The organism is Lysobacter sp. Root494, assembly GCF_001427225.1.
Lineage (GTDB): Bacteria > Pseudomonadota > Gammaproteobacteria > Xanthomonadales > Xanthomonadaceae > Agrilutibacter.
Genome location: NZ_LMFH01000005.1, coordinates 474,427 through 500,843 on the forward strand (window position 1 = coordinate 474,427; position 26,417 = coordinate 500,843).

The window sequence follows — 26,417 nt, forward strand, 5'->3', positions numbered from 1 at the left end:
GCCCCGAAGGAAGCACTCTGGGCGTGTGAGGAATGGCGTAGTGATCCAGTGGGAATTCGCGGACAAGTTCGTCAGCTCACGTTCTTTGGCTTCAAACCCAGCACCATTCCTTCGCCGGCCCTCAGCCCAACCCCTCTCAGCTCTGCACTCCCTTCGGTCGCCGCTGGGAGAGGGGCTTCAAAAGGCCTACAGAAACGCATGAATCGCATCGACATCCGCTTCGCCCAACTCAAGGCCAATCAGCGCAAGGCGCTGATCCCCTTCATCACCGCGGGCGATCCCTCGCTGGAGGCCACGGTTCCGGTCATGCACGCGCTGGCCGAAGCGGGCGCCGACGTGATCGAACTCGGCGTCCCGTTTTCCGACCCCATGGCCGACGGCCCGACGATCCAGCGCAGTTCCGAACGCGCGCTGGCCCGCGGCGCCGGACTGTCCTATGTCTTCGACTGCGTGCGCGCGTTCCGAGAGCGCGACGCCGCGACGCCCGTGGTGCTGATGGGTTATCTCAATCCCGTGGAAATCCGCGGTGCCGAGCGCTTCGCCCGCGAAGCAGTGGACGCCGGCGTGGACGGAGTGCTGCTGGTCGACCTGCCGCCCGAGGAAGCCGCTGAGTTCCGGAGCGCCTTCGCGACGCACGGCCTGGCCCTGATCCTGCTCGCGTCGCCAACGACCAGCGACGAGCGCATGGCATTGCTGACCGATCAGGCCGCGGGCTACCTCTACTACGTCAGTTTCGCCGGCGTGACCGGGGCCGACCGGCTCGACACCACGGCGGCCACCGGTCGCCTGCAGGCGATCCGGGCCCGCAGCCGCCTGCCCGTGGCCGCCGGATTCGGTATCAAGGACACCGCTTCGGCCGTGGCCATGGCCCGCGAAGCCGATGGCGTCGTGGTTGGCAGCGCCCTGGTTTCGGTCCTGGCCGATGCGGCCGATCCGGCTGCGAGCGCGCGTGACTTCCTGCTCCCGCTACGGCAGGCCCTGGACGGCTGATTCGCACGCGTCCGGCCGGGCTGAAGCCCATTCCGCGACGCCGACCCGCAAAATCGAAGCCGGTTAAGCCGGTCGCCATGCCCTCCGGTTCGTCCCCTGCGCGCTCGCGGTAAACTGCCCGTTCGCTCACGCACCATCCGCACCGCAGGGGAACACGCACCGCATGTCCTGGCTGAAGAAACTCATGCCGTCCGGCATCCGTACCGAAGGTAGTACGGCCAAACGTCGCAGCGTCCCCGAAGGCCTGTGGGAGAAGTGCGACCGCTGCGGCGTGGTGCTGTACCGCCCGGAGCTCGAGGAGAACCTCGAGGTCTGCCCGAAGTGCAGCTTCCACATGCCCATCCGCGCCCGCGCGCGGCTGGCGTCACTGTTCGATGCCGACAGCACCAGCGAGATCGGCGCCGGGCTCGGCCCGACCGACGTCCTGAAGTTCAAGGACCAGAAAAAGTATTCCGACCGCATCAAGGCCGCGCAGAAGTCGACCGGTGAACGCGACGCACTGATCGCGATGCAGGGCCGACTGAAGGGCCGCGACCTGGTGGCGGCTTCGTTCGATTTCGCGTTCATGGGCGGTTCGATGGGGTCGGTCGTCGGCGAACGCTTCGCCCTCGCGGCCGAACGCGCGCTGGAACTCGGTTGCCCGTTCGTGTGCTTTTCCGCCAGCGGCGGCGCGCGCATGCAGGAAAGCCTGTTCTCGCTGATGCAGATGGCCAAGACCTCCGCCGCGCTCGCGCGCATGCGGGCGAGGGGCCTGCCATACATCTCGGTGATGACGCATCCCACCACGGGTGGCGTCTCGGCATCGTTCGCGATGCTCGGCGACATCAACATGGCCGAACCCGAAGCGCTGATCGGCTTCGCCGGCCCGCGCGTCATCGAGCAGACCGTGCGCGAGAAACTGCCGGAAGGCTTCCAGCGTTCCGAGTTCCTCGTCGAACACGGCGCCGTCGACCAGATCTGCGACCGCCGTGAAATGCGCGATCGCCTGGCGCACCTGTTCGCGTTGATGCTGAAGCAGCCGATGCCGCAGGAAGACAACGAGGTTGCTGCTTGAGCCGCAGGTATTTCGGCACCGACGGCATTCGCGGCCGTGTCGGCGAAGGCGCGATTTCCGCCGATTTCGTGCTGCGCCTCGGCAACGCCTACGGCCATGCCCTGACCAAGTCCTTCGATGGCCGCCGCGACTGGCGCAAGCCGCAGGTCATCATCGGCAAGGACACGCGCATTTCGAACTACATGTTCGAAGCCGCGCTGGAAGCCGGCCTCGTCGCCGCGGGCGTCGACGTGCAGCTGATGGGGCCCATGCCGACGCCGGCCGTCGCGCATCTCACGCATTCGATGCGTGCCGATGGCGGCATCGTGATCTCGGCTTCGCACAATCCGCATTACGACAACGGCATCAAGTTCTTTTCCGCGGAAGGCGAGAAGCTCGACGACGACACCGAACTCGCCATCGAAGCGGCGCTGGACGAGCCGTTCCGCACGGTTTCGTCCGAACTGCTCGGCAAGGCCGTGCGCACGCGCGACGCGCTCGGCCGTTACGTCGAGCACTGCAAGAATTCGGTGCCGAAGGGTTTCGACCTCGGCGGCATGCGCATCGCGATGGACTGCGCGAACGGGGCGACCTACCAGCTGGGTCCGTTGGTGCTGCGCGAACTCGGCGCGCGCGTCGACGCGATCGGCATCGATCCCAACGGCCTGAACATCAATGACGGCGTCGGGTCGACCCATCCCGAAACGCTGGCCGCACGTGTTCGCGAAACCGGCGCGGACCTCGGCATCGCCTTCGATGGCGATGGCGATCGCGTGATGTTCGTGGACGGGGACGGCACGGTGCGCGACGGCGACGACCTGCTGTACGTGCTGGCGCGCGACTGGAAGGAAACCGGCCGTCTTGCCGGCCCGGTCGTCGGCACGCTGATGACCAACTACGGCCTGGAACGCGCGCTGGAGCGCGATGGCATCGGTTTCATACGCGCGAAGGTCGGCGACCGTTACGTTCACCAGCAACTGGTCGCCAATGGCGGTGTGCTTGGCGGCGAAGCTTCCGGCCACATGCTGTGCCTGGACCGCAGTGGTACCGGCGATGGCATCGTCAGCGCGTTGCAGGTGCTCGAAGCGCTGCGCCGTCGCGGCATTTCGCTGCGCGATGCACTGCAGGGACTGGACCGCGTGCCGCAGAGGACGGTGAACGTGCGTTACGCCGTCGGTGCCGGCAAGCCTGCGGAAGCGCCGTCGGTGCAGGCTGCACTGGCGAGTGCGCAGGCGGCGGTTGCCGGGCGTGGCCGCGCGTTCCTCAGGCCATCCGGCACGGAACCGGTGGTGCGCGTGACGGTCGAAGCCGACGACGCAGCACTGGTCGACTCGATCCTGGAGAGCCTCGCCAGCGCCGTGCGTTCGGCGGCCGGTTGACCCGGTCAATCCATCGCTGCCTATCGCAGCACAGTTCTCCTACCGAATTCCTCCAAAGAATCCATGAGCCAGATCCCGACCCTCGACATCCGTCGTTACGACACCGACCGTGACGCATTCGTCGCCGAAATTGGCGCTGCATATCGGGAGTGGGGCTTCGCAGGCATCCGCAATCACGGAATTTCGCAATCTCTGATCGACGGTTCCTACGATGTGTTCAAGCGCTTCTTCGCGTTGCCCGACGAAGTCAAGCGCAAGTACCACGTGCCCGGCGGTGGCGGCGCGCGCGGCTATACGCCATTCGGCATCGAAACCGCGAAGGATTCGAAGTACTTCGACCTGAAGGAGTTCTGGCACGTCGGTCGTGAGATCCCGCGCGACTCGAAGTACGCGGACGTGATGCCACCGAACCTGTGGCCGGAAGAGATCCCGGAATTCCGCGACCTCGCGTACGGCCTGTACCAGGCACTGGATCAGCTGGGTTCGCGCGTGCTCAGCGCATTGGCGTTGCACATCGGTTTGCCGGAGAACTATTTCGCCGACAAGACGGACTTCGGCAATTCCATCCTGCGTCCGATCCACTATCCGCCGATCACCACCGACGACATCCCCAATGTCCGCGCCGGCGCGCATGAGGACATCAACCTGATCACGCTGCTGGTCGGCGCGAGTTCGGAAGGGCTGGAAGTGAAGTCGCGCAAGGGCGAGTGGGTGCCGTTCACCGCCGACGCCGACACCATCGTGGTGAATATCGGCGACATGCTGCAGCGCCTCACCAACCACGTGTATCCCTCGACTACGCATCGCGTGGTGAATCCTCCTGGAGAGAAGGCGCGCCAGCCGCGCTATTCGACCCCGTTCTTCCTGCATCCGAATCCGGATTTCCTGATCGACGTGCTGCCTTCGTGCATCAGCGCCGACAATCCGAGTCGCTATCCCGAGCCGATCACGGCCCACGGCTATCTCGAAGAGCGGCTGGCCGAAATCAAGCTCAAGTAACCATCCGTTGCTCATCACCTCGCGCGTTCCCGCGCGCGAAGTGATCGGCTTCTTCTCATTAGCGCTGCGTTAAACTGCGCACCCCGCATTCATGGATATGCCGATGCGCCGCAAGATCGCTGCCGGAAACTGGAAGTTGCATGGCGACCGCAAGTTCGCCTTCGAACTGCTGGACGCGATTGCGTCCGCACCTGCAGCAGCAGGCGTGGAGCGCATCATCCTGCCGCCGCTGCCGTATCTCGGCGAGCTGGTGGAACGCTATGAAGGGCGCGGATTGCAGTTCGGCGCGCAGGACGTCAGCGCGAACCTCAAGGGGGCGTATACCGGCGAGGTATCAGCAGCGATGCTGCTTGATGTAGGCGCGCGCTATGGGCTGGTGGGTCATTCCGAGCGCCGCCAATACCATCACGAAAGCAGCCAGCTCGTTGCCCGCAAGTTCTTCGCGGCCAGGTCGGCCGGCCTGATTCCGATCCTGTGCATCGGCGAGACCCTCAGCGAACGCGAGGACGGGCAGACCGAATGGCGCCTGCAGGAACAGCTCGCTCCCGTGCTGGAGCAGGGCGCTGGCGTGCTCGAGGGCGCGATCATCGCGTACGAGCCCGTCTGGGCGATCGGTACCGGCAAAACGGCGACACCGGAGCAGGCACAAGAAGTGCACGCATTCATCCGTGGCGAAATCTCGCAATACGATGCTAGAATTGCTGGCTTGCTACCGATCCTGTACGGCGGAAGCGTGAAGGCCGACAATGCCGCCGCGCTGTTCGCACAGCCGGATGTCGATGGCGGCCTGGTTGGCGGGGCTTCCCTCGTCGCCGACGACTTCAATGCCATTGTCGCTGCGGCGGCGTAACTATCGAGTTTCCAACGATGCTGTTGTTCCTCAACGTCATCTATGTGCTGATCGCGATCGCGATGATCGCGCTGATCCTCATGCAGCGCGGCGCGGGTGCGCAGGCGGGTTCGGGCTTCGGCGCGGGCGCATCCGGCACTGTGTTCGGTTCGCGCGGCGCTTCGAATTTCCTGTCGAAGTCGACCAAGTGGCTTGCCGTCCTCTTCTTCGCCATCAGCCTGTTCATGGCGTGGAATGCTGGTCGTGGCAGCGTCAGCGCTCCGGCGGCAGGCGAAGAGAAGGGCCTGATGTCGCAAGTGCCGGCCGCTCCGGCAGCACCCGCTGGCAACGCGACGGTTCCTGCGGCTCCGGCTACGACCGCGCCGACGGGTGCCGCTCCGGCCAGCACGGTTCCTGCGGCTCCGGCGGGGAGCACGGCACCGGCGCCAGTCGAGCCTTCGACGCAGCAGCAACCCGCGCCGACGCAACCCGCCTCAGGCGGCTAAGCGAAACAAACGCGGTACCATTAGCATTCTTTCCAGCCCGGCACGGATCAGCCGGGTGCCGGCCGGCGCCGATGTATCTGGCGAAGGCCGCAGGCGACCCGGCCGGCATGCGCGGGGAGCAGCCAGGGTTGGCGACAACCTGCTTCATAGAGTTTCAGCCCAGGTGGCGGAATTGGTAGACGCACTACCTTGAGGTGGTAGCGACTTAGGTCGTGGGGGTTCGAGTCCCCCCTTGGGCACCAAATCTTCTGAAGGGGTTCGCACGAAAGCGTGCGGCCCCTTCAGCGTAAGCAAACAACGGCACCCAGATGCCGAGCCAACGCCGCGGCAACGCGGCATCAGCCGAGAGAACGCGAGTGCTGGCCGAATACCTGCCGACCCTGCTGTTCCTGATCGTCGCCGGTGGCATTGGCGTCGCCCTGCTGGTCGTGGGCCGTGTACTCGGCCCCCAGCGTCCCACGGTCGAGAAACTCTCGCCCTATGAATGCGGCTTCGGCGCATTCGAGGACGCGCGCATGCAGTTCGACGTGCGCTATTACCTCATCGCCATCTTGTTCATCGTTTTTGACCTGGAAATTGCCTTCGTCTTTCCGTGGGCGCTGGTATTCCGGGAACTCGGCGTGTTCGGGCTCATTGAAATGGGCGTGTTCCTCGCGCTACTGGTGATCGGTTTCGTCTACGTGTGGAAGAAGGGCGCGCTCGAATGGGAGTGATCCAGACTGTCTCGGGCCTGATGCACAACCCGCTGCCGGAAGGGCGGCTGGACGACCTGCTGCTGCCCGAAGACCAGAACCCGGTGATGCAGCAGGGCTTCGTCACCACCAATCTCGACACGCTGTGGAACTGGGCACGTACCGGTTCGATGTGGCCGATGACCTTTGGCCTGGCCTGCTGCGCTGTCGAGATGATGCACGCGGGTGCCGCGCGCCTGGACCTCGACCGCTACGGCGTCGTGTTCCGTCCCTCGCCGCGACAGTCGGACGTGATGATCGTAGCGGGCACTCTCGTGAACAAGATGGCCCCGGCGCTGCGCAAGGTCTACGACCAGATGCCCGACCCGAAGTGGGTGATCTCGATGGGCTCGTGCGCGAATGGTGGCGGTTATTACCACTACTCGTATGCCGTTGTGCGCGGTTGCGATCGCATCGTGCCGGTCGACATCTATGTTCCGGGCTGCCCGCCGACCGCCGAAGCGCTGGTCTACGGCATCCTGCAACTGCAGAAGAAGATCCGCCGCGGCACCAATTTCGGCGACAACAAGCAGGGTGTGCGCTGACATGGCTGCGACAGGATCTGCACTCGCCGATCGCCTGCGCGCCCGATTCGAAGGCGCGATGGTCATCGTCGCCGAGCCGCGCGGCGAAATCACGCTGGACGTTGCCGCCGCGGAATGGCTCCCCGCGGCACAGGCGCTGCGCGACGACTTCGGTTTCGAGCAATGCGTCGACGTCAGTGGCGTCGATTACCTGAGCTACGGCAGCGACGAGTGGGACACCGACGTCTCGTCTGAAGGCTTCTCGCGCGGCGTGGAAGGCAAGGGCGCCGGCCGCTTCGCCTGGGGCGAGGCGCCCAACGGCGCAGCCAACTCGCCGGAGCGCCGCTTTGCCGCCGTTGCGCACCTGCTGTCGTGCCAGCACAACCAGCGCGTCCGCCTGCGCACGTTCGCGGAGAATGACGATCTTCCGGTTGTCGCTTCGCTGACCTCCGTGTGGCCGGGCGTGAACTGGTTCGAACGCGAAGCTTTCGACCTGTATGGCATCGTCTTCGAAGGCCATCCGGACCTGCGCCGCATCCTGACCGACTACGGCTTCGTCGGCCATCCGTTCCGCAAGGATTTCCCGCTGATCGGCAACGTCGAGGTGCGTTACGACGCAGAGAAGCGCCGTGTCGTCTACGAACCCGTTTCGATCGAGCCGCGCGTGCTGGTGCCGCGCGTGATCCGCGACGATGCGCGTTACGCGACCGCTGCTGGTGAAGCGGCGCAGGACGCGGAGGTGAAGAAGTGAGTTCCGTGCTTTCCAATCCTTCGAATGGTTCCGGTCTGCTCAACGCCGAAATCCGCAACTACACGCTGAATTTCGGCCCGCAGCACCCGGCTGCGCACGGCGTGCTCCGCCTCATCCTCGAGATGGACGGCGAAGTCGTGCAGCGCGCCGATCCGCATATCGGCCTGCTCCATCGCGGCACCGAGAAGCTCGTCGAATCCAAGCCGTTCAACCAGTCGATCGGCTACATGGATCGCCTGGATTACGTCTCGATGATGTGCAACGAACACGCCTACGTGCGTGCGATCGAAACCCTGATGGGAATCGAGGCACCGGAACGCGCGCAGTGGATCCGCACGATGTTCGACGAGATCACGCGGATCCTGAACCACCTGATGTGGGTCGGCTCTAATGCGCTCGACCTCGGCGCGATGGCGGTGTTCCTGTACGCGTTCCGCGAGCGCGAAGAGCTGATGGACTGCTATGAAGCGGTCTCCGGCGCCCGCATGCACGCAACCTATTACCGGCCGGGCGGCGTCTACCGCGACCTGCCGGCGCAGATGCCGCGCTACAAGGAATCGCCGTGGCGCAAGGGCCAGTCGCTCAAGCGCTTCAACGAATGGCGCGAAGGATCGCTGCTCGATTACCTCGAGCGCTTCACCGAGGATTTCCCCAAGCGCGTTGACGAATACGAGACGCTGCTGACCGACAACCGCATCTGGAAGCAGCGCACTGTCGGCATCGGCGTGGTGACGCCGGAGCAGGCATTCGCGTGGGGCATGACCGGTCCGATGATCCGCGGTTCGGGCATTGCGTGGGACCTGCGAAAGAAGCAGCCCTACGCGAAGTACGCCGAAGTCGACTTCGACATCCCGGTGGGCGTGAATGGCGATTGCTACGACCGCTATCTGGTTCGCGTTGCCGAGATGCGCCAGTCCAATCGCATCATCCAGCAGTGCGTGAAATGGCTGCAGGCCAATCCGGGCCCCGTGATCGTCGACAACTTCAAGGTCGCGCCGCCCAGCCGCGAAGAGATGAAGGACGACATGGAAGCCCTCATCCATCACTTCAAGCTGTTTTCCGAGGGCTATTGCGTCCCGGCGGGCGAGACCTACGCCGCAGTGGAAGCGCCCAAGGGCGAGTTCGGCTGCTACCTGGTTTCGGACGGTGCCAACAAGCCGTTCCGTTGCAAGCTGCGCGCACCGGGATTCGCGCACCTTTCTTCGATGGACGAGATCGTCAAGGGCCACATGCTGGCCGACGTGGTGGCGATGATCGGTACGTACGACGTCGTGTTTGGTGAGATTGACCGCTAATTGCGGCACCGATAAGAGCAGGATCGATGAAGGCCACTGGCAATTTCGAAAACGCGCGCAATGTCGACCCGATGGTGACCCTGTCGGACAAGACCCGTGCGCACATCGACCATTGGGTCGCCAAGTTCCCGACGGACCGCAAGCGCTCTGCCGTGTTGCAGGGCCTGCATGCCGCACAGGAGCAAAATGGCGGATGGCTGAGCGATGAACTCATCGCTGCCGTGGCCAAGTATCTCGACTTGCCACCGGTATGGGCCTACGAGGTCGCTTCGTTCTACTCGATGTTCGAAACCGGGAAGGTCGGCCGCAACAACGTCGCCTTCTGCACCAACATCAGCTGCTGGCTCAACGGCGCCGAAGACCTTGTCCGGCATGCCGAGCAGAAGCTCGGCTGCAAGCTGGGCGAATCCACCGCCGACGGCCGCATCTACCTCAAGCGCGAGGAAGAATGCGTCGCCGCGTGCTGCGGTGCGCCGGTGGTGGTGATCAACGGCCATTACCACGAACAGCTCGACGCCAGCCGCGTCGACGAGCTGCTCGACGAGTTGAAGTGAGGCCGGACGAGATGGCGAATCACGAGCACCACGGTTCCGAGCCCCACGGCCCGGTCGGTCCTGTCCCGCAGGAACACAACGTCGTCTACACGACGCTGCACTTCGACAAGCCCTGGTCGTACGAGAACTACCTGAAGACCGGCGGTTACGCCGCACTGCGCAAGATCCTCACCGAGAAGATCGAACCTGCGGCCGTGGTCGACATGGTCAAGTCGTCCGGCCTGCGTGGCCGCGGCGGCGCGGGCTTCCCGACCGGTTTGAAGTGGAGCTTCATGCCCAAGGGTTCGGGCACGCAGAAGTACATCCTGTGCAACTCGGATGAATCCGAGCCGGGCACGGCCAAGGACCGCGACATCCTGCGTTACAACCCGCATGCGGTGATCGAAGGCATGGCGATCGCGTGCTACGCGACCGGTTCCACCGTTGCCTACAACTATCTGCGTGGCGAGTTCCACCACGAGCCGTTCGAGCACATCGAGGAAGCGCTCGCCGAGGCTTACAAGAATGGCTGGCTGGGCAAGAACGTGCTCGGTTCGGGCATCGACATCGACATCTACAACGCGCTCGGCGCGGGCGCCTATATCTGCGGCGAAGAAACCGCGCTGATGGAATCGCTGGAAGGCAAGAAGGGCCAGCCGCGCTACAAGCCGCCGTTCCCGGCGAACTTCGGCCTGTACGGCAAGCCGACGACGATCAACAACACCGAGACCTACGCTTCGGTGCCGGCGATCATCCGCAACGGCGCCGAGTGGTTCCTCAATCTCGGCAAGCCCAACAACGGCGGTCCGAAGATATTCTCGGTCTCGGGCCATGTCGCGCGTCCGGGCAACTACGAAATCCGCCTCGGCACGCCGTTCTCCGAGCTGCTGCAGCTCGCGGGTGGCATGCGCGACGGCCGCAAGCTGAAGGCCGTGATCCCGGGTGGCTCCTCGATGCCGGTGCTGCCGGGCGAGACCATGATGGGCCTCACGATGGATTACGATTCGATCCAGAAGGCTGGTTCCGGCCTGGGTTCGGGCGCCGTGATCGTGATGGACGACACCACCTGCATGGTGCGTGCGTGCCAGCGCATCGCGCGCTTCTATTTCAAGGAAAGCTGCGGCCAGTGCACGCCGTGCCGCGAAGGCACCGGCTGGATGTACCGCATGCTGACGCGCATCGTCGAGAAGCAGGCCACGCTCGACGACCTGAAGATGCTGCGTGCCGCCGCCGGCCAGATCGAAGGCCACACCATCTGCGCATTCGGCGAAGCTGCTGCGTGGCCGGTGCAGGGCTTCCTGCGTCATTACTGGGATGAGTTCGAGTACGCGATCGTGAACAAGCGCTTCCTGGTCGATGACCAGAGCGCGGGCACCGTCGTGCAAAAGGTCGCCGCATGAGCGCACAGCCCATCAATCCGAATCTTCCGCCCGATCACGTCACCGTATTCATCGACGGTGTCGAGATGGCCGCGCCCAAGGGCTCGATGATCATCCAGGCCGCCGACAAGGCCGGCATTCCGATTCCGCGCTTCTGCTATCACGACAAGCTCGCCATTGCGGCCAACTGCCGCATGTGCCTCGTCGAAGTGGAGAAGATGCCGAAGCCGGCGCCTGCCTGCGCCACGCCAGTGATGGATGGCATGAAGATATCGACGCGCAGTGACAAGGCGTTGAAGTCGCAGCGCAACGTGATGGAGTTCCTGCTGATTAACCATCCGCTCGATTGCCCGATCTGCGACCAGGGCGGCGAATGCGAACTGCAGGATCTGTCGCTGGGTTACGGCCGGTCGGTCAGCCGTTTTTCCGAACGCAAGCGCGTGGTGCCGGACGAGGACTTCGGTCCACTGGTTGCCACCGAGATGACCCGCTGCATCCAGTGCACACGCTGCGTGCGCTTCACCGCGGAAGTCGCCGGTACGTATGAGCTCGGTGGCATGTACCGCGGCGAGAACCTCCAGATCGGTACGTTCGACGGCAAGCCGCTGACAACCGAACTTTCGGGCAACGTGATCGACGTGTGCCCGGTGGGCGCGCTGACCAACAAGGTATTCCAGTTCAAGGCGCGGCCGTGGGAGCTAATCGCGCGCGAGTCGCTCGGTTACCACGATGCGCTGGGCAGCAACCTGTTCCTGCACGTTCGCCGTGGCGAAGTGCTGCGCACCGTGCCGCGCGACAACGAAGCCGTGAACGAATGCTGGCTCTCGGATCGCGACCGTTATTCGCACCAGGGCCTGTATGCCGCAGATCGCGCGACGCAGCCGCTGATCAAGGACGGCGCGGACTTCCGCGAAGCATCCTGGGAAGAAGCGCTGGCGAAGGCCGCGAAGATCCTGCGCGACAACGCCGCCGACAACCTCGGCGTGCTCGTGCATCCGGCGACTTCGAACGAGGAGGGCGCATTGCTCGCCCGGCTCGCCGATGCGCTCGGTACCGGCAACATCGACCACCGCATCTCGCAACACGACCTGTCGGACAGCGCGGTCGCCGAAACTTTCGGCGTGCCTGTCGCCGACCTCGACAATGCCGACGCCGTCATCATCGTCGGCAGCAACCTGCGCCATGAAGTGCCGCTGCTGCATGCCCGCGTACGCAAGGCAGCAACCCGTGGCGCGAAGGTGCACGTCGTCAACCCGGTCGACTTTGATTTCACCTTCACGACCACCAGCCGCCACATCGTTGCACCGTCGCAGATTGCAGCGACCCTGGCCAACGCCGGCCTGCGCGACGCACTGGCGAGCACCACGCGTGCGGTCGTGATCGTCGGCGGCGTTGCGGAGAACAGTCCGTATGCCTCGGCGATCCGTAAGGCCGCCGCCGAGTTTGCTTCCGCGACCAATGCGAAGCTGTGCCGCATTCCGCAGGGCGCCAATGCAGTTGGCTTGTCGAAGCATGGCGTGCTGCCGCGCTCGCGCGATGCGCGGGCGATGCTCGCGCAGCCGCGTTCGGCCTACGTCCTCTATGGCATCGAGCCGGGGCTGGATTTTGCGGACGTCGCGACGGCCAACAAGGCATTGGCTTCCGCGCAGGTCGTCGCGTTCAGTCACTTTGCCTGCCGCTCCACGCGTGCAGTCGCGGACGTGATCCTGCCGATCGGCGCGTTGCCGGAGATCGAAGCAACGCTCACCAACCTTGCCGGCGTCGACCAGTCCACCGTCGCTGGCGGCAAGCTGCCTGGCGATGCCCGTGCCGGCTGGCGCGTACTGCGCGCGCTCGGTGGCGAGCTCGACGCCGAAGGGTTCGGTTTCACCGACCTGGCCGGACTGCGCACCAGCATCCATCGCCAGGATGTTCGCCCCGCGCCGGGCGCCGCGCCGGTCGTCTCCGGCGAGGGCCTCGAACTCGCTGTCAGCACCGGCATCTATCGCAGCGACGCGGTAGTCCGTCGCGCGGCAGGCCTGCAGTCGCATCCGTTGAACGTCGAACCGCATGCCGTGCTGCATCCGGCCGATGCGGAAGCGCTCGGCTTCCGTGAGGGGGTGATCGGCAAGTTCACTGCTGCTGCGGGGACCGCCACGCTACCGGTCGCCATCAGCGACAAGGTCGCGCGCGGCGCGATCTGGATCGAGAGCGGCCACGGAGCAACTGCACCACTCGGTGCGGGCCGCGTGCAGGCGGGGAGGGCGTAACCATGCAGATGGTGGATTCTTTCCGCGACTGGATGCTGGACTTCGGCGCGGGCGGCAACGTTGCCTGGATCGTGCTGAAGATCCTGCTGATCGCGATGCCGGTGATCATCTCCGTGGCGTTCTACGTGGTGTGGGAGCGCAAGCTGATCGGCTGGATGCACGTGCGCCGCGGTCCGATGTACATCGGCAAGGGCATCCTGCAGGCGTTCGCCGACGTCTTCAAACTGCTGTTCAAGGAAGTCATCCAGCCCACGCGCGCGCAGCCGTTCCTGTTCAAGTTCGCTCCGCTGCTGGCGCTGGCGCCTGCATTCGCCGCCTGGGCCGTGGTGCCGTTCGACGCGAAGCTCGTGCTCTCGAACGCCAACGCCGGCCTGTTGTACCTGTTGGCGATGACATCGATGGGCGTGTACGGCATCATCCTTGCCGGCTGGGCGTCGAATTCGAAGTACGCGTTCCTCGGTGCGATGCGCGCCGCGGCGCAGATGGTGAGCTACGAAATCGCCATGGGTTTCGCGATGGTCGGTGTGCTGATCGCAGCGGGCAGCCTGAACCTCAGCGAGATCGTGATGGCGCAGTCCGGCAATGCCGGCGCGTTCGAGTGGTTCATGTGGCCACTGCTGCCGCTGTTCGTGGTCTATTTCATTTCGGGTGTCGCCGAGACGAACCGCGCTCCGTTCGACGTGGTCGAAGGCGAGTCGGAAATCGTCGCTGGCCACATGGTCGAGTATTCGGGGTCGGCCTTCGCGCTGTTCTTCCTCGCCGAATACGCGAACATGATCCTGATCAGCTTCCTGGTGTCGCTGTTCTTCGTCGGCGGCTGGCTGAGCCCGTTCCAGGGCCTGGGCATTCCGCTGCTGTCGGTCGATGGCTGGTGGTGGCTGCTCGCGAAGGTGTTCTTCTTCGCCAGCTGCTTTATCTGGTTCCGCGCGTCGTTCCCGCGCTACCGCTACGACCAGATCATGCGCCTGGGCTGGAAGGTATTCATTCCGATCACCATCGCGTGGATCTGCGTCACCGCGCTGCTGGCGTACTTCAACGTGTTCACGCCGGGGCAGTGAGAAAGGCATGACTCGCATTACTTCCTACTTCAAGAGCCTGCTGCTCATCGAGCTGCTGCAGGGGCTTGGGCTGACGCTCAAGTATCTGTTCAAGCCGAAGTACACGCTGATGTACCCGATGGAGAAGACGCCGCAGTCGCCGCGCTTCCGCGGCATCCATGCGCTGCGCCGTTATCCCAACGGCGAAGAGCGTTGCATTGCCTGCAAGCTGTGCGAAGCGGTATGCCCGGCGCTGGCGATCACCATCGACTCCGAGAAGCGGGCCGACGGCACGCGTCGCACCACGCGCTACGACATCGATCTGTTCAAGTGCATCTTCTGCGGCTTCTGCGAGGAGTCCTGCCCCGTCGACTCGATCGTGGAGACCCACATCCACGAATACCACTTCGACAAGCGCGGCCAGAACATCGTCACCAAGCCGCAGCTGCTGGCGATCGGCGACCGGCTTGAAGCCGAGATCGCCGAGCGCCGCGCCACCGACGCCGCGTTCCGCTGAGGACTGCCATGGATTTCGCGCAGATTGCCTTCCTCGCCTTCGCTGCGATGGCCACCATCGCGGCGGCAGGCGTTGTCACCGTCCGCAACCCGGTGCACGCCGCGTTGCTGCTGGTGCTGACGTTCTTCTCCGTTGCCTGCACCTGGATCATCTCTGGCGCCGAGTTCCTCGGCATCGCGCTGATCCTGGTCTACGTCGGCGCGGTGATGGTGTTGTTCCTGTTCGTGGTGATGATGCTGGATATCGACGTCGCGCCCTTGCGCGAAGGCTTCGTCCGCTACCTGCCGGTCGGGCTGATCGTCGCGGTCGTGATGCTGGCTGAAATGCTGACGCTGATTGGCGTCAAGGCGGCGATCGCCACGCCGTTCGCCGACAACGTCGGTGACATTCCCAACACGACGTGGCTGGCACGTGCGCTGTTCACCGATTTCATGCTGCCATTCGAGGTCGCCGCGGTGATCCTGACCATCGCCGTGATCGCGGCCGTGATGCTGACGCTGCGCCGGCGCGTCGGTGCGCGTCATCAGGATCCGTCCGCACAGGCGCGTGTTCGCGCCAGCGACCGCATCCGCATCATCAAGATGGATGCCGTGAAGCCGCAGCTGCCTGCCGCGAGCGAGGAGGGACAGCCATGAATCTGCTGGGTGAAGGCGTGGCTCTCGGCCACTATCTCGCGCTCGGCGCCGCGCTGTTCTGCATCAGCGTCGCGGGCATCGTGCTCAACCGGAAGAACGTGATCATCCTGCTGATGTCGATCGAGCTGATGCTGCTCGCTGTCAATGTCAACTTCGTCGCGTTCTCGCGCCATTTCGGCGATCCCGCGGGGCAGGTATTCGTATTCTTCATCCTGACCGTGGCTGCGGCGGAAGCGGCAATCGGCCTGGCGATCCTCGTGACGCTGTTCCGCAACCGCCACACGATCAACGTCGGACAGATCGACACGCTGAAGGGGTGAGCGGTTGCTTTTGCGCGGCAATCCGCGCGTGACCGCGAACACCCGGCCAGATCGAACCGTGCGATAGCGCGGCGAGGCTGGGCCGGGCTCTTCGAAGGTCCTCTCGATGTCGCCATGGATGGCAGTAAGAAGAAAACAAGAACGCTAACGGTCCGCGCCATACGGTTCTGATCAACGGATAACAAATGGCAATCTCCAAAACCCATCTGCTGATCATCGTGCTCGCGCCCTTGCTGGGTGCGATCCTCGCGGGCCTGTTCGGTCGCCGCATCGGCCGCGTCGGTGCCCACAGCGTGACCATCGGCGGCGTGGCCATCAGCTGCGCGCTGTCCATGTACGTGTTGTGGCAGCTGGTCTCGCAGGGCGCCGCGCCGTTCAACGAGAACGTCTACACCTGGTTCCAGGTGGGCGGCATCGACGCGCATGTCGGCTTCATGATCGACAAGCTCACCGCGATGATGATGGTGGTCGTCACCTTCGTCGCGCTGCTGGTGCACGTCTACACCATCGGCTACATGGAAGACGACCCGGGCTACCAGCGATTCTTCAGCTACATCTCGCTGTTCACCTTCTCGATGTTGATGCTCGTGATGAGCAACAACTTCCTGCAGCTGTTCTTCGGCTGGGAAGCGGTCGGCCTGGTGTCGTACCTGCTGATCGGCTTCTGGTTCAAGCGCCCGACGGCGGTGTTTGCGAACCTCAAGGCGTTCCTGGTCAACCGCGTGGGCGACTTCGGTTTCCTGCTGGGCATCGCCGCCGTGCTGATGTATGTCGGCACGCTCGACTACGCGACGGTGTTCGCAAACGCGCCGACGATCGCGAATACGACCATCACCATCCTCAGCGGACACGAGTGGTCCGTGGCGACCGTCATCTGCATCTGCCTGTTCATCGGTGCGATGGGCAAGTCGGCGCAGGTGCCGCTGCACGTGTGGCTGCCGGATTCGATGGAAGGCCCGACCCCGATCTCCGCGCTGATCCACGCCGCGACGATGGTGACGGCGGGCATCTTCATGGTCGCCCGCATGTCGCCGCTGTTCCAGTTGAGCGAGACGGCGCTGAATTTCGTCCTCTTCATCGGTGCGACGACGGCGTTCTGGACCGGCCTGATCGGCATCGTGCAGAACGACATCAAGCGCGTAGTCGCGTACTCGACGCTGTCGCAGCTGGGTTACATGACCGTCGCGCTGGGCGTGTCGGCTTACTCGGGCGCGGTGTACCACTTGATGACGCACGCCTTCTTCAAGGCGCTGCTGTTCCTTGGCGCGGGCTCGGTGATCATCGGCATGCACCACGAGCAGGACATGCGTCGCATGGGCGGCCTGCGCAAGTACATGCCCATCACCTACATCACGATGGTGATCGGCACGCTCGCGCTGGTCGGTACGCCGTTCTTCAGCGGCTTCTACTCGAAGGACACCATTATCGAGGCCGCGGCACACCATGCGCACGAAGCGAACAACTGGGTCGCGACCTATGGCTACTGGGCCGTGTTGCTTGGTGCCTTCGTCACCGCTTTCTACAGCTTCCGCCTGCTGTACATGACCTTCCACGGGAAGGAACACTTCCACGATCCGGCGCCGGCCAATTACGTCGCGCCCGAAGCGGACAGCACAGAGCACGAAGCTTCCATCGCCCACGAGCACGAAGTGCACGGCGCTGGCGACGCCACGCACCATGGCGACCATGGCGACCATGGCCACGGCCATGACGATCATGCGCACACGCCGCATGAATCGCCGTGGGTCGTGACGGTTCCGCTGATCCTGCTGGCGATCCCGTCGATCCTGATCGGCTTCTTCACGGTCGGACCGATGCTGTTCGGCACCGACATGCTGGGCCATCACAAGCAGCTGCCGTTCTTCCTTGGTGCGATCGACCTGCCAGCCGCGCAGGACACCATTGGCCAGCTGTCCGAGGAATTCCACGGCCCGGTGGCGTTTGCGCTCCATGGCTTCATGGCGCCGGCATTCTGGCTGGCGTTCGCAGGCTTCGCACTGGCGACATTCCTGTACCTGATCAAGCCTGAGCTGCCGGGCAAGCTGCGCGAAACCTTTGCGCTGCCGGTGCGCGTGCTCGAAGAGAAGTACGGCATGGACACGCTCTGGATCAATGGCTTTGCCGGTGGCGGCGTGCTGATCGGCAAGCTCTCGCGCTGGTTCGACACCAATGTGATCGATGGCCTGGTCAACGCCAGCGCCCGCGTCACCGATTTCACCGCGCGCCTGGTGCGTCGCGGCCAGACCGGTTACCTCTACCACTACGCGTTCGCGATGATCCTCGGCCTGATTGCTTCGCTGGCCGTGCTCATCCGCTATTGGCGCTAAAGGACCTCGCAACGTGACTTCCTGGCCCTTGCTTAGCCTCCTGATCTGGTTGCCGATCCTCGGTGGCTTCGTCACCCTCGCATTCGGCAACGAGCGCGCGAATGCCGCGCGCTGGTTCGGTATCGCCGTCGCATTCACCACGTTGCTGGCTAGCATCCCGCTGTTCACCGGCTTCGACTACACCAGTCCGGGCATGCAGTTCGGCGAAGAACACGCGTGGATTCCCGCGTACGACATCCGCTACAGCCTCGGCGCCGACGGCATTTCGGTCGCGCTGATCGGATTGACGACGCTGACCTCGCTGCTCGTCCTGATCTCCGCGTGGGGTTCGGTCGACAAGCGCGTCAGCCAGTACTACGCGTCGTTCCTGATCCTGGAAGGCCTGATGGTCGGAGTGTTCTCGGCGCTCGACTCGATGCTGTTCTACGTGTTCTTCGAGGCCATGCTGATCCCGATGTTCCTGATCATCGGCGTCTGGGGCGGTCCGCGTCGCGTATATGCGGCGGTGAAGTTCTTCCTTTACACGTTCCTCGGCTCGGTATTCATGCTCGCCGCGCTGATCTACATGTACCTGAAGGGTGGCAGCTGGCAGCTCGCGGACATGTACGCACTGCAGCTGTCGGCGACGGAGCAGACGTGGATCTTCTTCGGTTTCCTCGCGGCGTTCGCGGTGAAGGTGCCGATGTTCCCGGTGCATACATGGTTGCCGGATGCGCACGTGGAAGCACCGACCGCGGGTTCGGTGATCCTGGCCGCGATCATGCTGAAGATCGGCGGATACGGATTCCTGCGCTTCACGCTGCCTATCGTGCCGGACGCCGGAACCGAATGGGCGATGTTCGTCATTGCGCTGAGCCTGATCGCGGTGGTCTACGTCGGCCTCGTGGCGCTGGTGCAGGACGACATGAAGAAGCTGATCGCCTACTCGTCGGTTTCGCACATGGGCTTCGTCACGCTGGGCACGTTCATATCGTTCGCGCTGGTGCGCGAGTACGGCAACTACGACGCGGCGCGCCTCGGCCTGCAGGGCGCGATGGTGCAGATGATCAGCCACGGCTTCATTTCCGGCGCGATGTTCACCTGCGTCGGCGTGCTGTACGACCGCATGCACAGCCGCATGATCAAGGATTACGGCGGCGTGGTGAACGTCATGCCGTGGTTCGCGACGTTCTTCGTGCTGTTCGCGATGGCCAATTCGGGCCTGCCGGGCACGTCGGGCTTCGTCGGCGAATTCATGGTGATCCTGTCGAGCTTCCAGACGCACCCGCTTATTGCCTTCGCCGCCGCTGCCACGCTGATCATCGGTGCTGGTTACACGCTGTGGCTGGTCAAGCGCGTGATCTGGGGGGAAGTGGGCAACGCGCATGTAGCCGAGATGGAGGACATCAACTTCCGCGAGGCAATCGTTCTTGGTGTTTTCGCGATCGGCGTGCTGGTGCTCGGTATCTACCCGAAGCCGCTCACCGACCTGATGGAACCTTCGATCGCCAATCTCGCCACACAGATCGCCACTTCCAAGTTGTAGGAGAGCCCTTGGGCGCGACGCTTAGCCATGGAACGGTGGCGCCCACAGACGCTTCCACAGGGTGAAGCAGCAACCCTCGCTTCAGAGATCCAGACATGCAGATGACCATACCCACCGCCGCCGACCTGATGCCGCTGCTGCCCGAACTGGTGCTTGTCGGCGCCGCGTTCGCCTGGCTGATGCTCGACCTGTTCCTGGATGCGCGGCAACGCGTGATCACCCACGTGCTGGCGGTGGCCACGCTGGTGGTTGTCATCGCGATGATCGCGAGCGGCGTAGGCGGGCAGGGCACGGTGCTCAACGGCATGTTCGTGCGCGACACAGCGGCCGACGTGATGAAGGTGGCGATCTGTGGCATCAGCGCTTTCGCCCTGGTCTACGGCTGGCCTTACTTCCGTCAGCGCAACCTCTACCAGGGTGAAATCGCGGTGCTGATGCTGTTCGCGATCGCCGGCATGATGCTGCTGGTGTCTGCGGGCAACCTGCTGATGGTTTACCTCGGCCTGGAAATGCTGGCGCTGTGCTCGTACGCGCTGGTGGCGGTCGACCGCGACAGCCCGATCGCGTCGGAAGCGGCCATCAAGTACTTCGTGCTGGGTTCGCTGGCGTCGGGCCTGATTCTCTACGGCATGTCGCTGATCTACGGCGCCACCGGCTCCCTGGATCTCGCCACCATCGGTGCCGCCGCGGGGGCAACCACCAGCTCGACCCTGCTGATCACCGGCGTGGTGTTCACGGTCGCCGGCATCGCCTTCAAGTTCGGCGCGGCGCCGTTCCATATGTGGCTGCCCGACGTCTATCACGGCGCGCCGACACCGATCACGCTGTTCATCGGTTCCGCACCCAAGCTGGCGTATTTCGGCATGGCATTCCGCCTGCTCGAAACCGGCGCCGGCCCGCTCGATGATCGCTGGCGCCTGCTGTTGGCTGCGCTCGCCGTCGCATCGCTGGTGATCGGCAACCTCAGCGCACTGGTGCAGAGCAACTTCAAGCGCCTGCTGGCGTATTCGACCGTTTCGCACGTGGGCTTCCTGCTCATGGGGCTGGCCGGTGGTGGCGCGCAAGGCATGGCCGCGGCGTTGTTCTATGCGATCAGCTACGCGGTGATGTCGGCCGCAGCCTTCGGCGCGATTGTGGTTCTCGCCGGTCGTGGCTTCGAAGCAGACAACATCGACGACTACAAGGGCCTGAATTCGCGCAACCCGTGGCTGGCGGGCCTGATCCTCTGCGTGATGGCGTCGCTGGCCGGTGTGCCACCGTTCCTCGGGTTCTGGGCGAAGCTGGCGGTGCTGCGCGCAGCATTCGAGGGCGGCCTGTGGTGGCTGGCGATCGTCGGTCTGGTGTTCGCAGTCGTGGGTGCCTTCTATTACCTGCGCATCGTCAAGGCCATGTACTTCGAAGAGGCGCAGGGTGAGCAACACGCGCCGAACCAGGATCGGCCGCTGCATGTGCTCTTCGGCGTCAATGCGCTGGCCTTGCTGGCGCTGGGTTTCGCATGGAACCCGATCATGGCGTGGTGCAAGTACGCCTTCGGCGCATGAAATCCCTGTTTCCAGGCGTTTTTTCAGCTACCCCAACATTCGTTCAAATTTTGGCTTGCAAGGATTTTCACAAGCCGTCATAATTCCGCTCCTGCTGCGGGGTGGAGCAGTCTGGCAGCTCGTCGGGCTCATAACCCGAAGGTCGCAGGTTCAAATCCTGCCCCCGCTACCAGCTTCGGCTGGAGAAAGGCCTCTCACGAGGCTTTTCTTTTTAGTCGCAAGGCTCGGGCTTTGCAGCGGCACCGGAGTATCGGAGTCGCTGCACCGAAATCCAGTTGTAACGGACAAGGGGCCCGTCGGGCCCCTTGTTGTTTTTGCGTTTCCGGTTCGTGTTCGAAGCGGCCTCATTGCATATCGCGGCTTCACGAACCAGCTCCATGCAAGGCAACGTAGCTTCAAAGCAACGTTTTCCGGAATTCCGTGCGATGCGCACGGCTGGACAAGACAGACATGACGGACAAGGCCAACGAAATCGCCGCATTGCTGGCTCCGACGGTAGCGTCGCTGGGCCTGGAACTGCTCGGCGCCGAATACCTGCCCTCCCCGGGTGGCGCGATGCTGCGCCTGTACATCGATGTGCCGGCCGATTCGGCGGGCGAGGGCGAGGAGCCGCGCGCGGTCACCATCGAAGACTGCGAAGCCGTGAGCCGCGAGGTTTCCGCGCAGCTCGATGTCGAGGACCCGATCAGCAGCCACTACACGCTGGAAGTGTCTTCGCCCGGTATCGACCGTCCGCTGTTCGGTGCCATGCAGTTCGCGCGCTTCCTCGGCGAGTCGGCGAAGGTCGCCCTGCGCCTGCCGCAGGACGGCCGCCGTCGTTTACAGGGCCAAATCGCGCGCGTTGATGGCGAGAACATCACGTTCAACGTCGACGGAAACGAAATCACCGTGCGTGCGGACAACATCGAGAAGGCGCGCCTGGTTCCCGATTGGGCAGCGCTTGGTTTGAGCGCCGAGAAGGCGAAGCCAGGCAAGGGCGCCAAGCCGTCGAAAGGCGTGCCTTCGAAGAAGCAAGCAGACAAGAAATCCACCAACAAGCCGGCGGCCAACAAGCCGTCCAGTGCGGAGTAAGAAAGATGAGCAAGGAACTTTTGCTGGTCGTTGACGCGGTCGCCAACGAGAAGGGCGTGCCGCGCGAAGTCATTTTCGACGCGATCGAAGCCGCGCTGGCGTCGGCCGCGAAGAAGCGTTACCACGACCAGGACGTTCTGGTCCGCGTTGCGATCGACCAGAAGGACGGCAACTACGAAACCTTCCGCCGCTGGGAAGTCGTGGCCGACGACGTAGTGATGGAATCGCCGGATCGCCAGATCCGCATGATGGACGCCGTCGATGAAGCCGAAGGCGTCGAGATCGGCGACTACATCGAAGAGCAGATCGAAAATCCCGAATTCGGCCGCATCGCCGCCCAGGCCGCCAAGCAGGTGATCGTGCAGCGCGTCCGCGAAGCCGAGCGCGCGCAGGTCGTCGATGCATGGAAGGATCGCATCGGCGAACTGGTGACCGGCGTGGTTAAGCGCGCCGAGCGCGGCAACATCTACGTCGACCTCGGCGGCAATGCCGAAGCGATCATTCCGAAGGACAAGGGCATCCCGCGCGACGTGCTGCGTGCCGGCGACCGCGTCCGCGGTTACCTGTTCGACGTGCGCACCGAGCCGCGCGGCCCGCAGCTGTTCATCAGCCGCGCTGCGCCGGAATTCATGATGGAGCTGTTCAAGCTCGAAGTGCCGGAAGTCGGCCAGGGCCTCGTGTCGATCAAGGCCTGCGCACGTGATCCGGGCGACCGCGCCAAGATCGCCGTGCAGGCGCACGACAACCGCACCGATCCGATCGGCGCCTGCATCGGCATGCGCGGTTCGCGCGTGCAGGCGGTGTCGAATGAACTCAATGGCGAGCGCGTCGACATCGTGCTGTGGTCGGACAACCCGGCGCAGTTCGTCATCAATGCGATGGCACCGGCTGAAGTGCAGTCGATCATCGTCGATGAAGAAAAGCACTCGATGGACCTCGCGGTCGCCGAAGACCGCCTCGCCCAGGCGATCGGCAAGGGTGGCCAGAACGTGCGCCTCGCCAGCCGCCTGAGCGGTTGGCAGCTCAACGTTATGACGCAGGATCAGGTCACCGCGAAATCGGAAGCCGAACAGACCGCAGCGCGCCAGCTGTTCATGGACAAGCTCGAGGTCGACGAGGAAATTGCGACGATCCTGGTATCGGAAGGCTTCAACACGGTCGAGGAAATCGCCTACGTACCGGTGGGCGAGCTGCTCGCCGTCGAAGGCTTCGACGAAGACATCGTCGAAGAGCTGCGTTCGCGTGCCCGCGACGCGCTGCTCAACGAAGCGCTGGCCGCCGAAGAAGAGCTCGACGAACACCAGCCCGCGGCCGACCTGCTCGAACTGGAAGGCATGGACGAGGAACTCGCGTTCACGCTCGCCGCGCGTGGCGTGATCACCCGCGACGACCTGGCCGACCTCGCCACCGACGAATTGACCGATATCGAAGGCGTAGACGAGGACCGTGCCAAGGCGCTGATCATGGAAGCGCGCAAGCACTGGTTCGAGTAACACGTTCAAGCAGCAACCCGGCATGGCGTCGAAAGGCGCGTGCCAACCGGCTGGTCCGGCCGTCTGGACGGCCCGTCCGGAAGCCACACGTTAGAATCGCTCCATCACGCGCGGGATGCGTCCCGCGCCACGAGGACACGGAACCGAATGTCGCAGCAAACCACCATCCGCAAGCTCGCTGAACTGGTGAACACGCCGGTCGAGAAGCTGCTTGAACAACTGGCCGAGGCCGGCATGAAGTTCAGCGGCCCCGACCAGGTCGTGACCAGCATCGAGAAGGTCAAGCTGCTTGGCTTCCTCAAGCGCTCGCACGGCAAGGCGGAAACCGCCGAAGCCGCTGCCGCGCCGAAGAAGATCACGCTGAACCGCAGCCGCAAGGAAGAACTCACCGTTGGCGGTGGCAAGAACAAGTCGACCGTCGATGTCGTCGTTCGCAAGAAGGTCACGCTGGTCAAGCCGACCGAGAAGACTGGCGAGCCCGTGACCGACGAGCGCGCGGAGATCCTGCGCAAGCTCGAAGAATCGCGCGCCCGCAACACCGCGGAGCAGCAGCGCCTGGCCGATGCCGATCGCCGCCGTGCCGAAGAGGCCGAGCGTATCCGTCTCGAGGCGGAAGAAGCCGCGCGCCTGAAGGCCGAAGAAGAAGCCCGTGCCGCTGCCGAGGCTGCATTGGCCGCAGGCGAAGACGAGCCCGTCGTGCGCAAGCCGACCGGCCACGGTCATCCCAAGCACCCGCATCCGGCTCCGGTCGCGCCGCGCGTGGACGACCGCAACGCACCCAAGCACAAGGCACGCGGCTCGCATGTCATGGTCGCCGGCGTGGAAGACGACGATGCCGCCAGCCGTTTCGCCGGCCAGCTGCATCTCAGTGCGCAGGAGCGTGCCCGCCGCACCACCGGTGCGCGCGGCAAGACCAAGCCGCGCCGCCAGGCGGAACAGGCCCGTTCGGGCGGCGGTGCGCACGGCTTCTCCAGGCCGACCGCACCGATCGTGCGCGAAGTCGCCATCGGCGACACGATCACGGTTGCCGACCTCGCGCAGAAGCTTGCGCTGAAGGGTGGCGACGTGGTGAAGGCGCTGTTCAAGATGGGCGTGATGGCCACCATCACCCAGAGCATCGACCACGACACCGCCGCGCTGGTGACCGAAGAACTCGGCCACACCGTCGTCAAGGCCAGCGAGAACACGGCCGAAGACGCGCTGCTGGCGCACGTGGAAGAAACGCAGGGCGAAAAGGTCACGCGTCCGCCGGTCGTCACCATCATGGGCCACGTCGACCACGGCAAGACCTCGCTGCTCGACTACATCCGCCGCACCAAGGTGGCCTCCGGCGAAGCCGGCGGCATCACCCAGCACATCGGTGCCTACCACGTCGAAACCCCGAAGGGCGTCGTCAGCTTCCTCGATACCCCGGGCCACGCGGCGTTCACGCAGATGCGTGCACGCGGCGCCAAGCTCACCGACATCGTGATCCTGGTGGTCGCTGCCGACGACGGCGTGATGCCGCAGACGCGCGAAGCCGTGCAGCACGCGAAGGCGGCGAAGGTGCCGCTGATCGTCGCGATCAACAAGATCGACAAGTCCGGTGCCGACCCGCTGCGCGTGAAGAACGAGCTGCTGGCCGAGGGCGTCGTGGCCGAGGACTTCGGTGGCGACACGCAGATGGTCGAACTCTCCGCGAAGACCGGCCAGGGCGTCGACGACCTCCTCGACAACATCCTGCTGCAGGCCGAAGTGCTCGACCTGCGCGCCGTGCCGACCGGCCGCGCCACTGGCGTGGTCATCGAATCCTCGCTCGACAAGGGTCGCGGCCCGGTTGCGACCGTGCTCGTGCAGCAGGGCGAACTGCGCAAGGGCGATTATCTCGTCTGCGGCGTGCAGTACGGCCGCGTGCGCGCGCTGTTCGATGAAACCGGCTCGCAAGTGGATGCCGCCGGTCCGTCGATTCCGGTGCAGGTGCTTGGCCTGTCCGGCGTGCCTGATTCCGGCGACGACTTCGTCGTGGTCGAAGACGAACGCCTGGCCAAGGACGTCGCGCAGCAGCGCGATGCGAAGCGCCGCGAATCGCGCCTCGTCGCCCAGGCGGGCAACCGCATGGAAGACGTCATGGCCCAGATGGGCGAGGGCGCCGGCCAGCAGAACCTCAACCTCGTGGTCAAGGCCGACGTGCATGGGTCGGTGCAGGCCCTGCGCGAAGCGCTGACCGGCCTGTCCAACGACATGATCCGCATCAACGTGATCGGCGGCGGCGTCGGTGGCATCACCGAATCCGACGCCACGCTCGCCGCAACGTCGAAGGCCACGATCATCGGCTTCAACGTCCGTGCCGACGCGTCCGCGCGCCGCGTGATCGAAGGCAACGGCGTCGACCTGCGTTACTTCTCGATCATCTATGACGTGATCGACCAGGTGAAGCAGATCGCTTCCGGCGTGCTGGGCAAGGAAATCCGCGAAGAGATCATCGGTACCGCCGAAGTCCGCGACGTGTTCCGCAGCTCCAAGTTCGGCGCGGTCGCCGGCTGCATGGTGGTCGAGGGCGTGGTCAAGCGCAGCAAGCCGATCCGCGTGTTGCGCGACAACACCGTCATCTTCGAGGGCGAACTGGAATCGCTGCGCCGCTTCAAGGAGAACGTCGACGAAGTCCGCCAGGGCACCGAGTGCGGTATCGGCGTGAAGGCGTACAACGACGTGAAGCCGGGCGACCAGATCGAGTGCTTCGAACGCATCGAGGTCCAGCGCACGCTGTAAGGCGG

Annotated in this window: 23 protein-coding genes and 2 tRNA genes; all 25 read left to right on the plus strand. The window is 64.3% G+C overall.

Translation table 11 applies throughout. The annotated features are described in order from the left end of the window. Positions 1 to 198: 198 nt before the first annotated feature. The 25 genes from trpA (at position 199) to infB (ending at position 26,412) form a co-directional block, all read left to right on the plus strand. Complete coding sequence (gene trpA / locus ASD14_RS05485; RefSeq protein WP_056130150.1) at positions 199 to 990, plus strand: tryptophan synthase subunit alpha; 792 nt, start codon at positions 199 to 201, stop codon at positions 988 to 990. A gap of 163 nt (positions 991 to 1,153) precedes the next feature. Next, on the plus strand, positions 1,154 to 2,044 hold the full coding sequence (gene accD / locus ASD14_RS05490; protein ID WP_056130153.1) for an acetyl-CoA carboxylase, carboxyltransferase subunit beta: 891 nt from the start codon (positions 1,154 to 1,156) through the stop codon (positions 2,042 to 2,044). Beyond that, positions 2,041 to 3,402, plus strand: a complete 1,362-nt coding sequence (glmM, locus tag ASD14_RS05495; RefSeq protein ID WP_056130157.1) for a phosphoglucosamine mutase — start codon at positions 2,041 to 2,043, stop codon at positions 3,400 to 3,402. Before accD ends, glmM begins: the two co-directional genes overlap by 4 nt. A 63-nt stretch (positions 3,403 to 3,465) precedes the next feature. Beyond that, positions 3,466 to 4,401 carry a 2-oxoglutarate and iron-dependent oxygenase domain-containing protein gene (locus ASD14_RS05500; protein ID WP_056130159.1) on the plus strand — a complete coding sequence of 312 codons (936 nt, stop codon included), beginning with the start codon at positions 3,466 to 3,468 and terminating at the stop codon, positions 4,399 to 4,401. 103 nt (positions 4,402 to 4,504) lie between these two features. After that, on the plus strand, positions 4,505 to 5,251 hold the full coding sequence (gene tpiA / locus ASD14_RS05505; protein ID WP_056132143.1) for a triose-phosphate isomerase: 747 nt from the start codon (positions 4,505 to 4,507) through the stop codon (positions 5,249 to 5,251). A gap of 17 nt (positions 5,252 to 5,268) precedes the next feature. Beyond that, complete coding sequence (gene secG / locus ASD14_RS05510) at positions 5,269 to 5,736, plus strand: preprotein translocase subunit SecG (protein WP_056130163.1); 468 nt, start codon at positions 5,269 to 5,271, stop codon at positions 5,734 to 5,736. 157 nt (positions 5,737 to 5,893) lie between these two features. Beyond that, positions 5,894 to 5,978, plus strand: a tRNA-Leu gene (locus tag ASD14_RS05515). Between the two features lie 114 nt (positions 5,979 to 6,092). After that, a complete protein-coding gene (locus ASD14_RS05520; protein WP_056130166.1) occupies positions 6,093 to 6,449 on the plus strand; it encodes an NADH-quinone oxidoreductase subunit A in 357 nt (118 codons plus the stop codon). Further along, a complete protein-coding gene (locus ASD14_RS05525) occupies positions 6,440 to 7,012 on the plus strand; it encodes an NADH-quinone oxidoreductase subunit B (RefSeq protein ID WP_056130169.1) in 573 nt (190 codons plus the stop codon). Before ASD14_RS05520 ends, ASD14_RS05525 begins: the two co-directional genes overlap by 10 nt. Before the next feature lies 1 nt (position 7,013). Continuing rightward, positions 7,014 to 7,742 carry an NADH-quinone oxidoreductase subunit C gene (locus ASD14_RS05530; RefSeq protein WP_056130172.1) on the plus strand — a complete coding sequence of 243 codons (729 nt, stop codon included), beginning with the start codon at positions 7,014 to 7,016 and terminating at the stop codon, positions 7,740 to 7,742. Next, the gene (locus ASD14_RS05535) at positions 7,739 to 9,037 is read left to right on the plus strand and encodes an NADH-quinone oxidoreductase subunit D (RefSeq protein ID WP_235565315.1); all 1,299 of its coding nucleotides are present in this window, start codon (positions 7,739 to 7,741) and stop codon (positions 9,035 to 9,037) included. The genes ASD14_RS05530 and ASD14_RS05535 overlap by 4 nt, the downstream gene beginning before the upstream one ends. Before the next feature lie 26 nt (positions 9,038 to 9,063). Continuing rightward, positions 9,064 to 9,591, plus strand: coding sequence for an NADH-quinone oxidoreductase subunit NuoE (gene nuoE, locus ASD14_RS05540; protein WP_056130175.1), 528 nt, complete (start codon positions 9,064 to 9,066; stop codon positions 9,589 to 9,591). 11 nt (positions 9,592 to 9,602) lie between these two features. Continuing rightward, entirely contained in the window at positions 9,603 to 10,970 is a 1,368-nt protein-coding gene (nuoF, locus tag ASD14_RS05545; protein WP_056130177.1) for an NADH-quinone oxidoreductase subunit NuoF, read from the plus strand. Further along, positions 10,967 to 13,198, plus strand: a complete 2,232-nt coding sequence (gene nuoG, locus ASD14_RS05550) for an NADH-quinone oxidoreductase subunit NuoG (RefSeq protein WP_056130180.1) — start codon at positions 10,967 to 10,969, stop codon at positions 13,196 to 13,198. The genes nuoF and nuoG overlap by 4 nt, the downstream gene beginning before the upstream one ends. 8 nt (positions 13,199 to 13,206) lie before the next feature. Further along, positions 13,207 to 14,256, plus strand: a complete 1,050-nt coding sequence (gene nuoH / locus ASD14_RS05555) for an NADH-quinone oxidoreductase subunit NuoH (protein ID WP_056132148.1) — start codon at positions 13,207 to 13,209, stop codon at positions 14,254 to 14,256. Positions 14,257 to 14,263: 7 nt separating this feature from the next. Then, the gene (gene nuoI / locus ASD14_RS05560) at positions 14,264 to 14,752 is read left to right on the plus strand and encodes an NADH-quinone oxidoreductase subunit NuoI (RefSeq protein ID WP_056130183.1); all 489 of its coding nucleotides are present in this window, start codon (positions 14,264 to 14,266) and stop codon (positions 14,750 to 14,752) included. Positions 14,753 to 14,760: 8 nt separating this feature from the next. Next, positions 14,761 to 15,387: an NADH-quinone oxidoreductase subunit J gene (locus tag ASD14_RS05565; protein WP_056130185.1), complete on the plus strand. Its 627-nt coding sequence runs from the start codon at positions 14,761 to 14,763 to the stop codon at positions 15,385 to 15,387. Then, positions 15,384 to 15,707 carry an NADH-quinone oxidoreductase subunit NuoK gene (gene nuoK, locus ASD14_RS05570; protein WP_056130189.1) on the plus strand — a complete coding sequence of 108 codons (324 nt, stop codon included), beginning with the start codon at positions 15,384 to 15,386 and terminating at the stop codon, positions 15,705 to 15,707. Before ASD14_RS05565 ends, nuoK begins: the two co-directional genes overlap by 4 nt. A gap of 185 nt (positions 15,708 to 15,892) precedes the next feature. Continuing rightward, complete coding sequence (nuoL, locus tag ASD14_RS05575; RefSeq protein ID WP_056130192.1) at positions 15,893 to 18,034, plus strand: NADH-quinone oxidoreductase subunit L; 2,142 nt, start codon at positions 15,893 to 15,895, stop codon at positions 18,032 to 18,034. Between the two features lie 13 nt (positions 18,035 to 18,047). Further along, positions 18,048 to 19,559, plus strand: a complete 1,512-nt coding sequence (locus tag ASD14_RS05580) for an NADH-quinone oxidoreductase subunit M (protein WP_056130195.1) — start codon at positions 18,048 to 18,050, stop codon at positions 19,557 to 19,559. A 101-nt stretch (positions 19,560 to 19,660) separates the two neighbouring features. Further along, complete coding sequence (gene nuoN, locus ASD14_RS05585; RefSeq protein WP_056132151.1) at positions 19,661 to 21,100, plus strand: NADH-quinone oxidoreductase subunit NuoN; 1,440 nt, start codon at positions 19,661 to 19,663, stop codon at positions 21,098 to 21,100. Positions 21,101 to 21,195: 95 nt separating this feature from the next. After that, positions 21,196 to 21,272, plus strand: a tRNA-Met gene (locus tag ASD14_RS05590). A 278-nt stretch (positions 21,273 to 21,550) separates the two neighbouring features. Continuing rightward, positions 21,551 to 22,171 (plus strand): ribosome maturation factor RimP, encoded by a 621-nt coding sequence (gene rimP, locus ASD14_RS05595; RefSeq protein ID WP_056130199.1) that lies wholly within the window; start codon positions 21,551 to 21,553, stop codon positions 22,169 to 22,171. A 5-nt stretch (positions 22,172 to 22,176) separates the two neighbouring features. After that, positions 22,177 to 23,664: a transcription termination factor NusA gene (gene nusA, locus ASD14_RS05600; RefSeq protein ID WP_056130202.1), complete on the plus strand. Its 1,488-nt coding sequence runs from the start codon at positions 22,177 to 22,179 to the stop codon at positions 23,662 to 23,664. A gap of 147 nt (positions 23,665 to 23,811) precedes the next feature. Beyond that, a complete protein-coding gene (gene infB, locus ASD14_RS05605) occupies positions 23,812 to 26,412 on the plus strand; it encodes a translation initiation factor IF-2 (protein ID WP_056130204.1) in 2,601 nt (866 codons plus the stop codon). The last annotated feature ends 5 nt before the right edge of the window (positions 26,413 to 26,417 follow it).

Coding starts and splice junctions, on each gene's coding strand:
- nusA (WP_056130202.1), top strand. CDS start 22,177: ATGAGCAAGGAACTTTTGCTGGTCGTTGACGCGGTCGCCAACGAGAAG.
- ASD14_RS05500 (WP_056130159.1), top strand. CDS start 3,466: ATGAGCCAGATCCCGACCCTCGACATCCGTCGTTACGACACCGACCGT.
- rimP (WP_056130199.1), top strand. CDS start 21,551: ATGACGGACAAGGCCAACGAAATCGCCGCATTGCTGGCTCCGACGGTA.
- nuoI (WP_056130183.1), top strand. CDS start 14,264: ATGACTCGCATTACTTCCTACTTCAAGAGCCTGCTGCTCATCGAGCTG.
- accD (WP_056130153.1), top strand. CDS start 1,154: ATGTCCTGGCTGAAGAAACTCATGCCGTCCGGCATCCGTACCGAAGGT.
- nuoG (WP_056130180.1), top strand. CDS start 10,967: ATGAGCGCACAGCCCATCAATCCGAATCTTCCGCCCGATCACGTCACC.
- nuoK (WP_056130189.1), top strand. CDS start 15,384: ATGAATCTGCTGGGTGAAGGCGTGGCTCTCGGCCACTATCTCGCGCTC.
- secG (WP_056130163.1), top strand. CDS start 5,269: ATGCTGTTGTTCCTCAACGTCATCTATGTGCTGATCGCGATCGCGATG.
- ASD14_RS05530 (WP_056130172.1), top strand. CDS start 7,014: ATGGCTGCGACAGGATCTGCACTCGCCGATCGCCTGCGCGCCCGATTC.
- infB (WP_056130204.1), top strand. CDS start 23,812: ATGTCGCAGCAAACCACCATCCGCAAGCTCGCTGAACTGGTGAACACG.
- ASD14_RS05565 (WP_056130185.1), top strand. CDS start 14,761: ATGGATTTCGCGCAGATTGCCTTCCTCGCCTTCGCTGCGATGGCCACC.
- nuoN (WP_056132151.1), top strand. CDS start 19,661: ATGACCATACCCACCGCCGCCGACCTGATGCCGCTGCTGCCCGAACTG.
- nuoF (WP_056130177.1), top strand. CDS start 9,603: ATGGCGAATCACGAGCACCACGGTTCCGAGCCCCACGGCCCGGTCGGT.
- nuoH (WP_056132148.1), top strand. CDS start 13,207: ATGGTGGATTCTTTCCGCGACTGGATGCTGGACTTCGGCGCGGGCGGC.
- trpA (WP_056130150.1), top strand. CDS start 199: ATGAATCGCATCGACATCCGCTTCGCCCAACTCAAGGCCAATCAGCGC.
- ASD14_RS05525 (WP_056130169.1), top strand. CDS start 6,440: ATGGGAGTGATCCAGACTGTCTCGGGCCTGATGCACAACCCGCTGCCG.
- nuoE (WP_056130175.1), top strand. CDS start 9,064: ATGAAGGCCACTGGCAATTTCGAAAACGCGCGCAATGTCGACCCGATG.
- tpiA (WP_056132143.1), top strand. CDS start 4,505: ATGCGCCGCAAGATCGCTGCCGGAAACTGGAAGTTGCATGGCGACCGC.
- nuoL (WP_056130192.1), top strand. CDS start 15,893: ATGGCAATCTCCAAAACCCATCTGCTGATCATCGTGCTCGCGCCCTTG.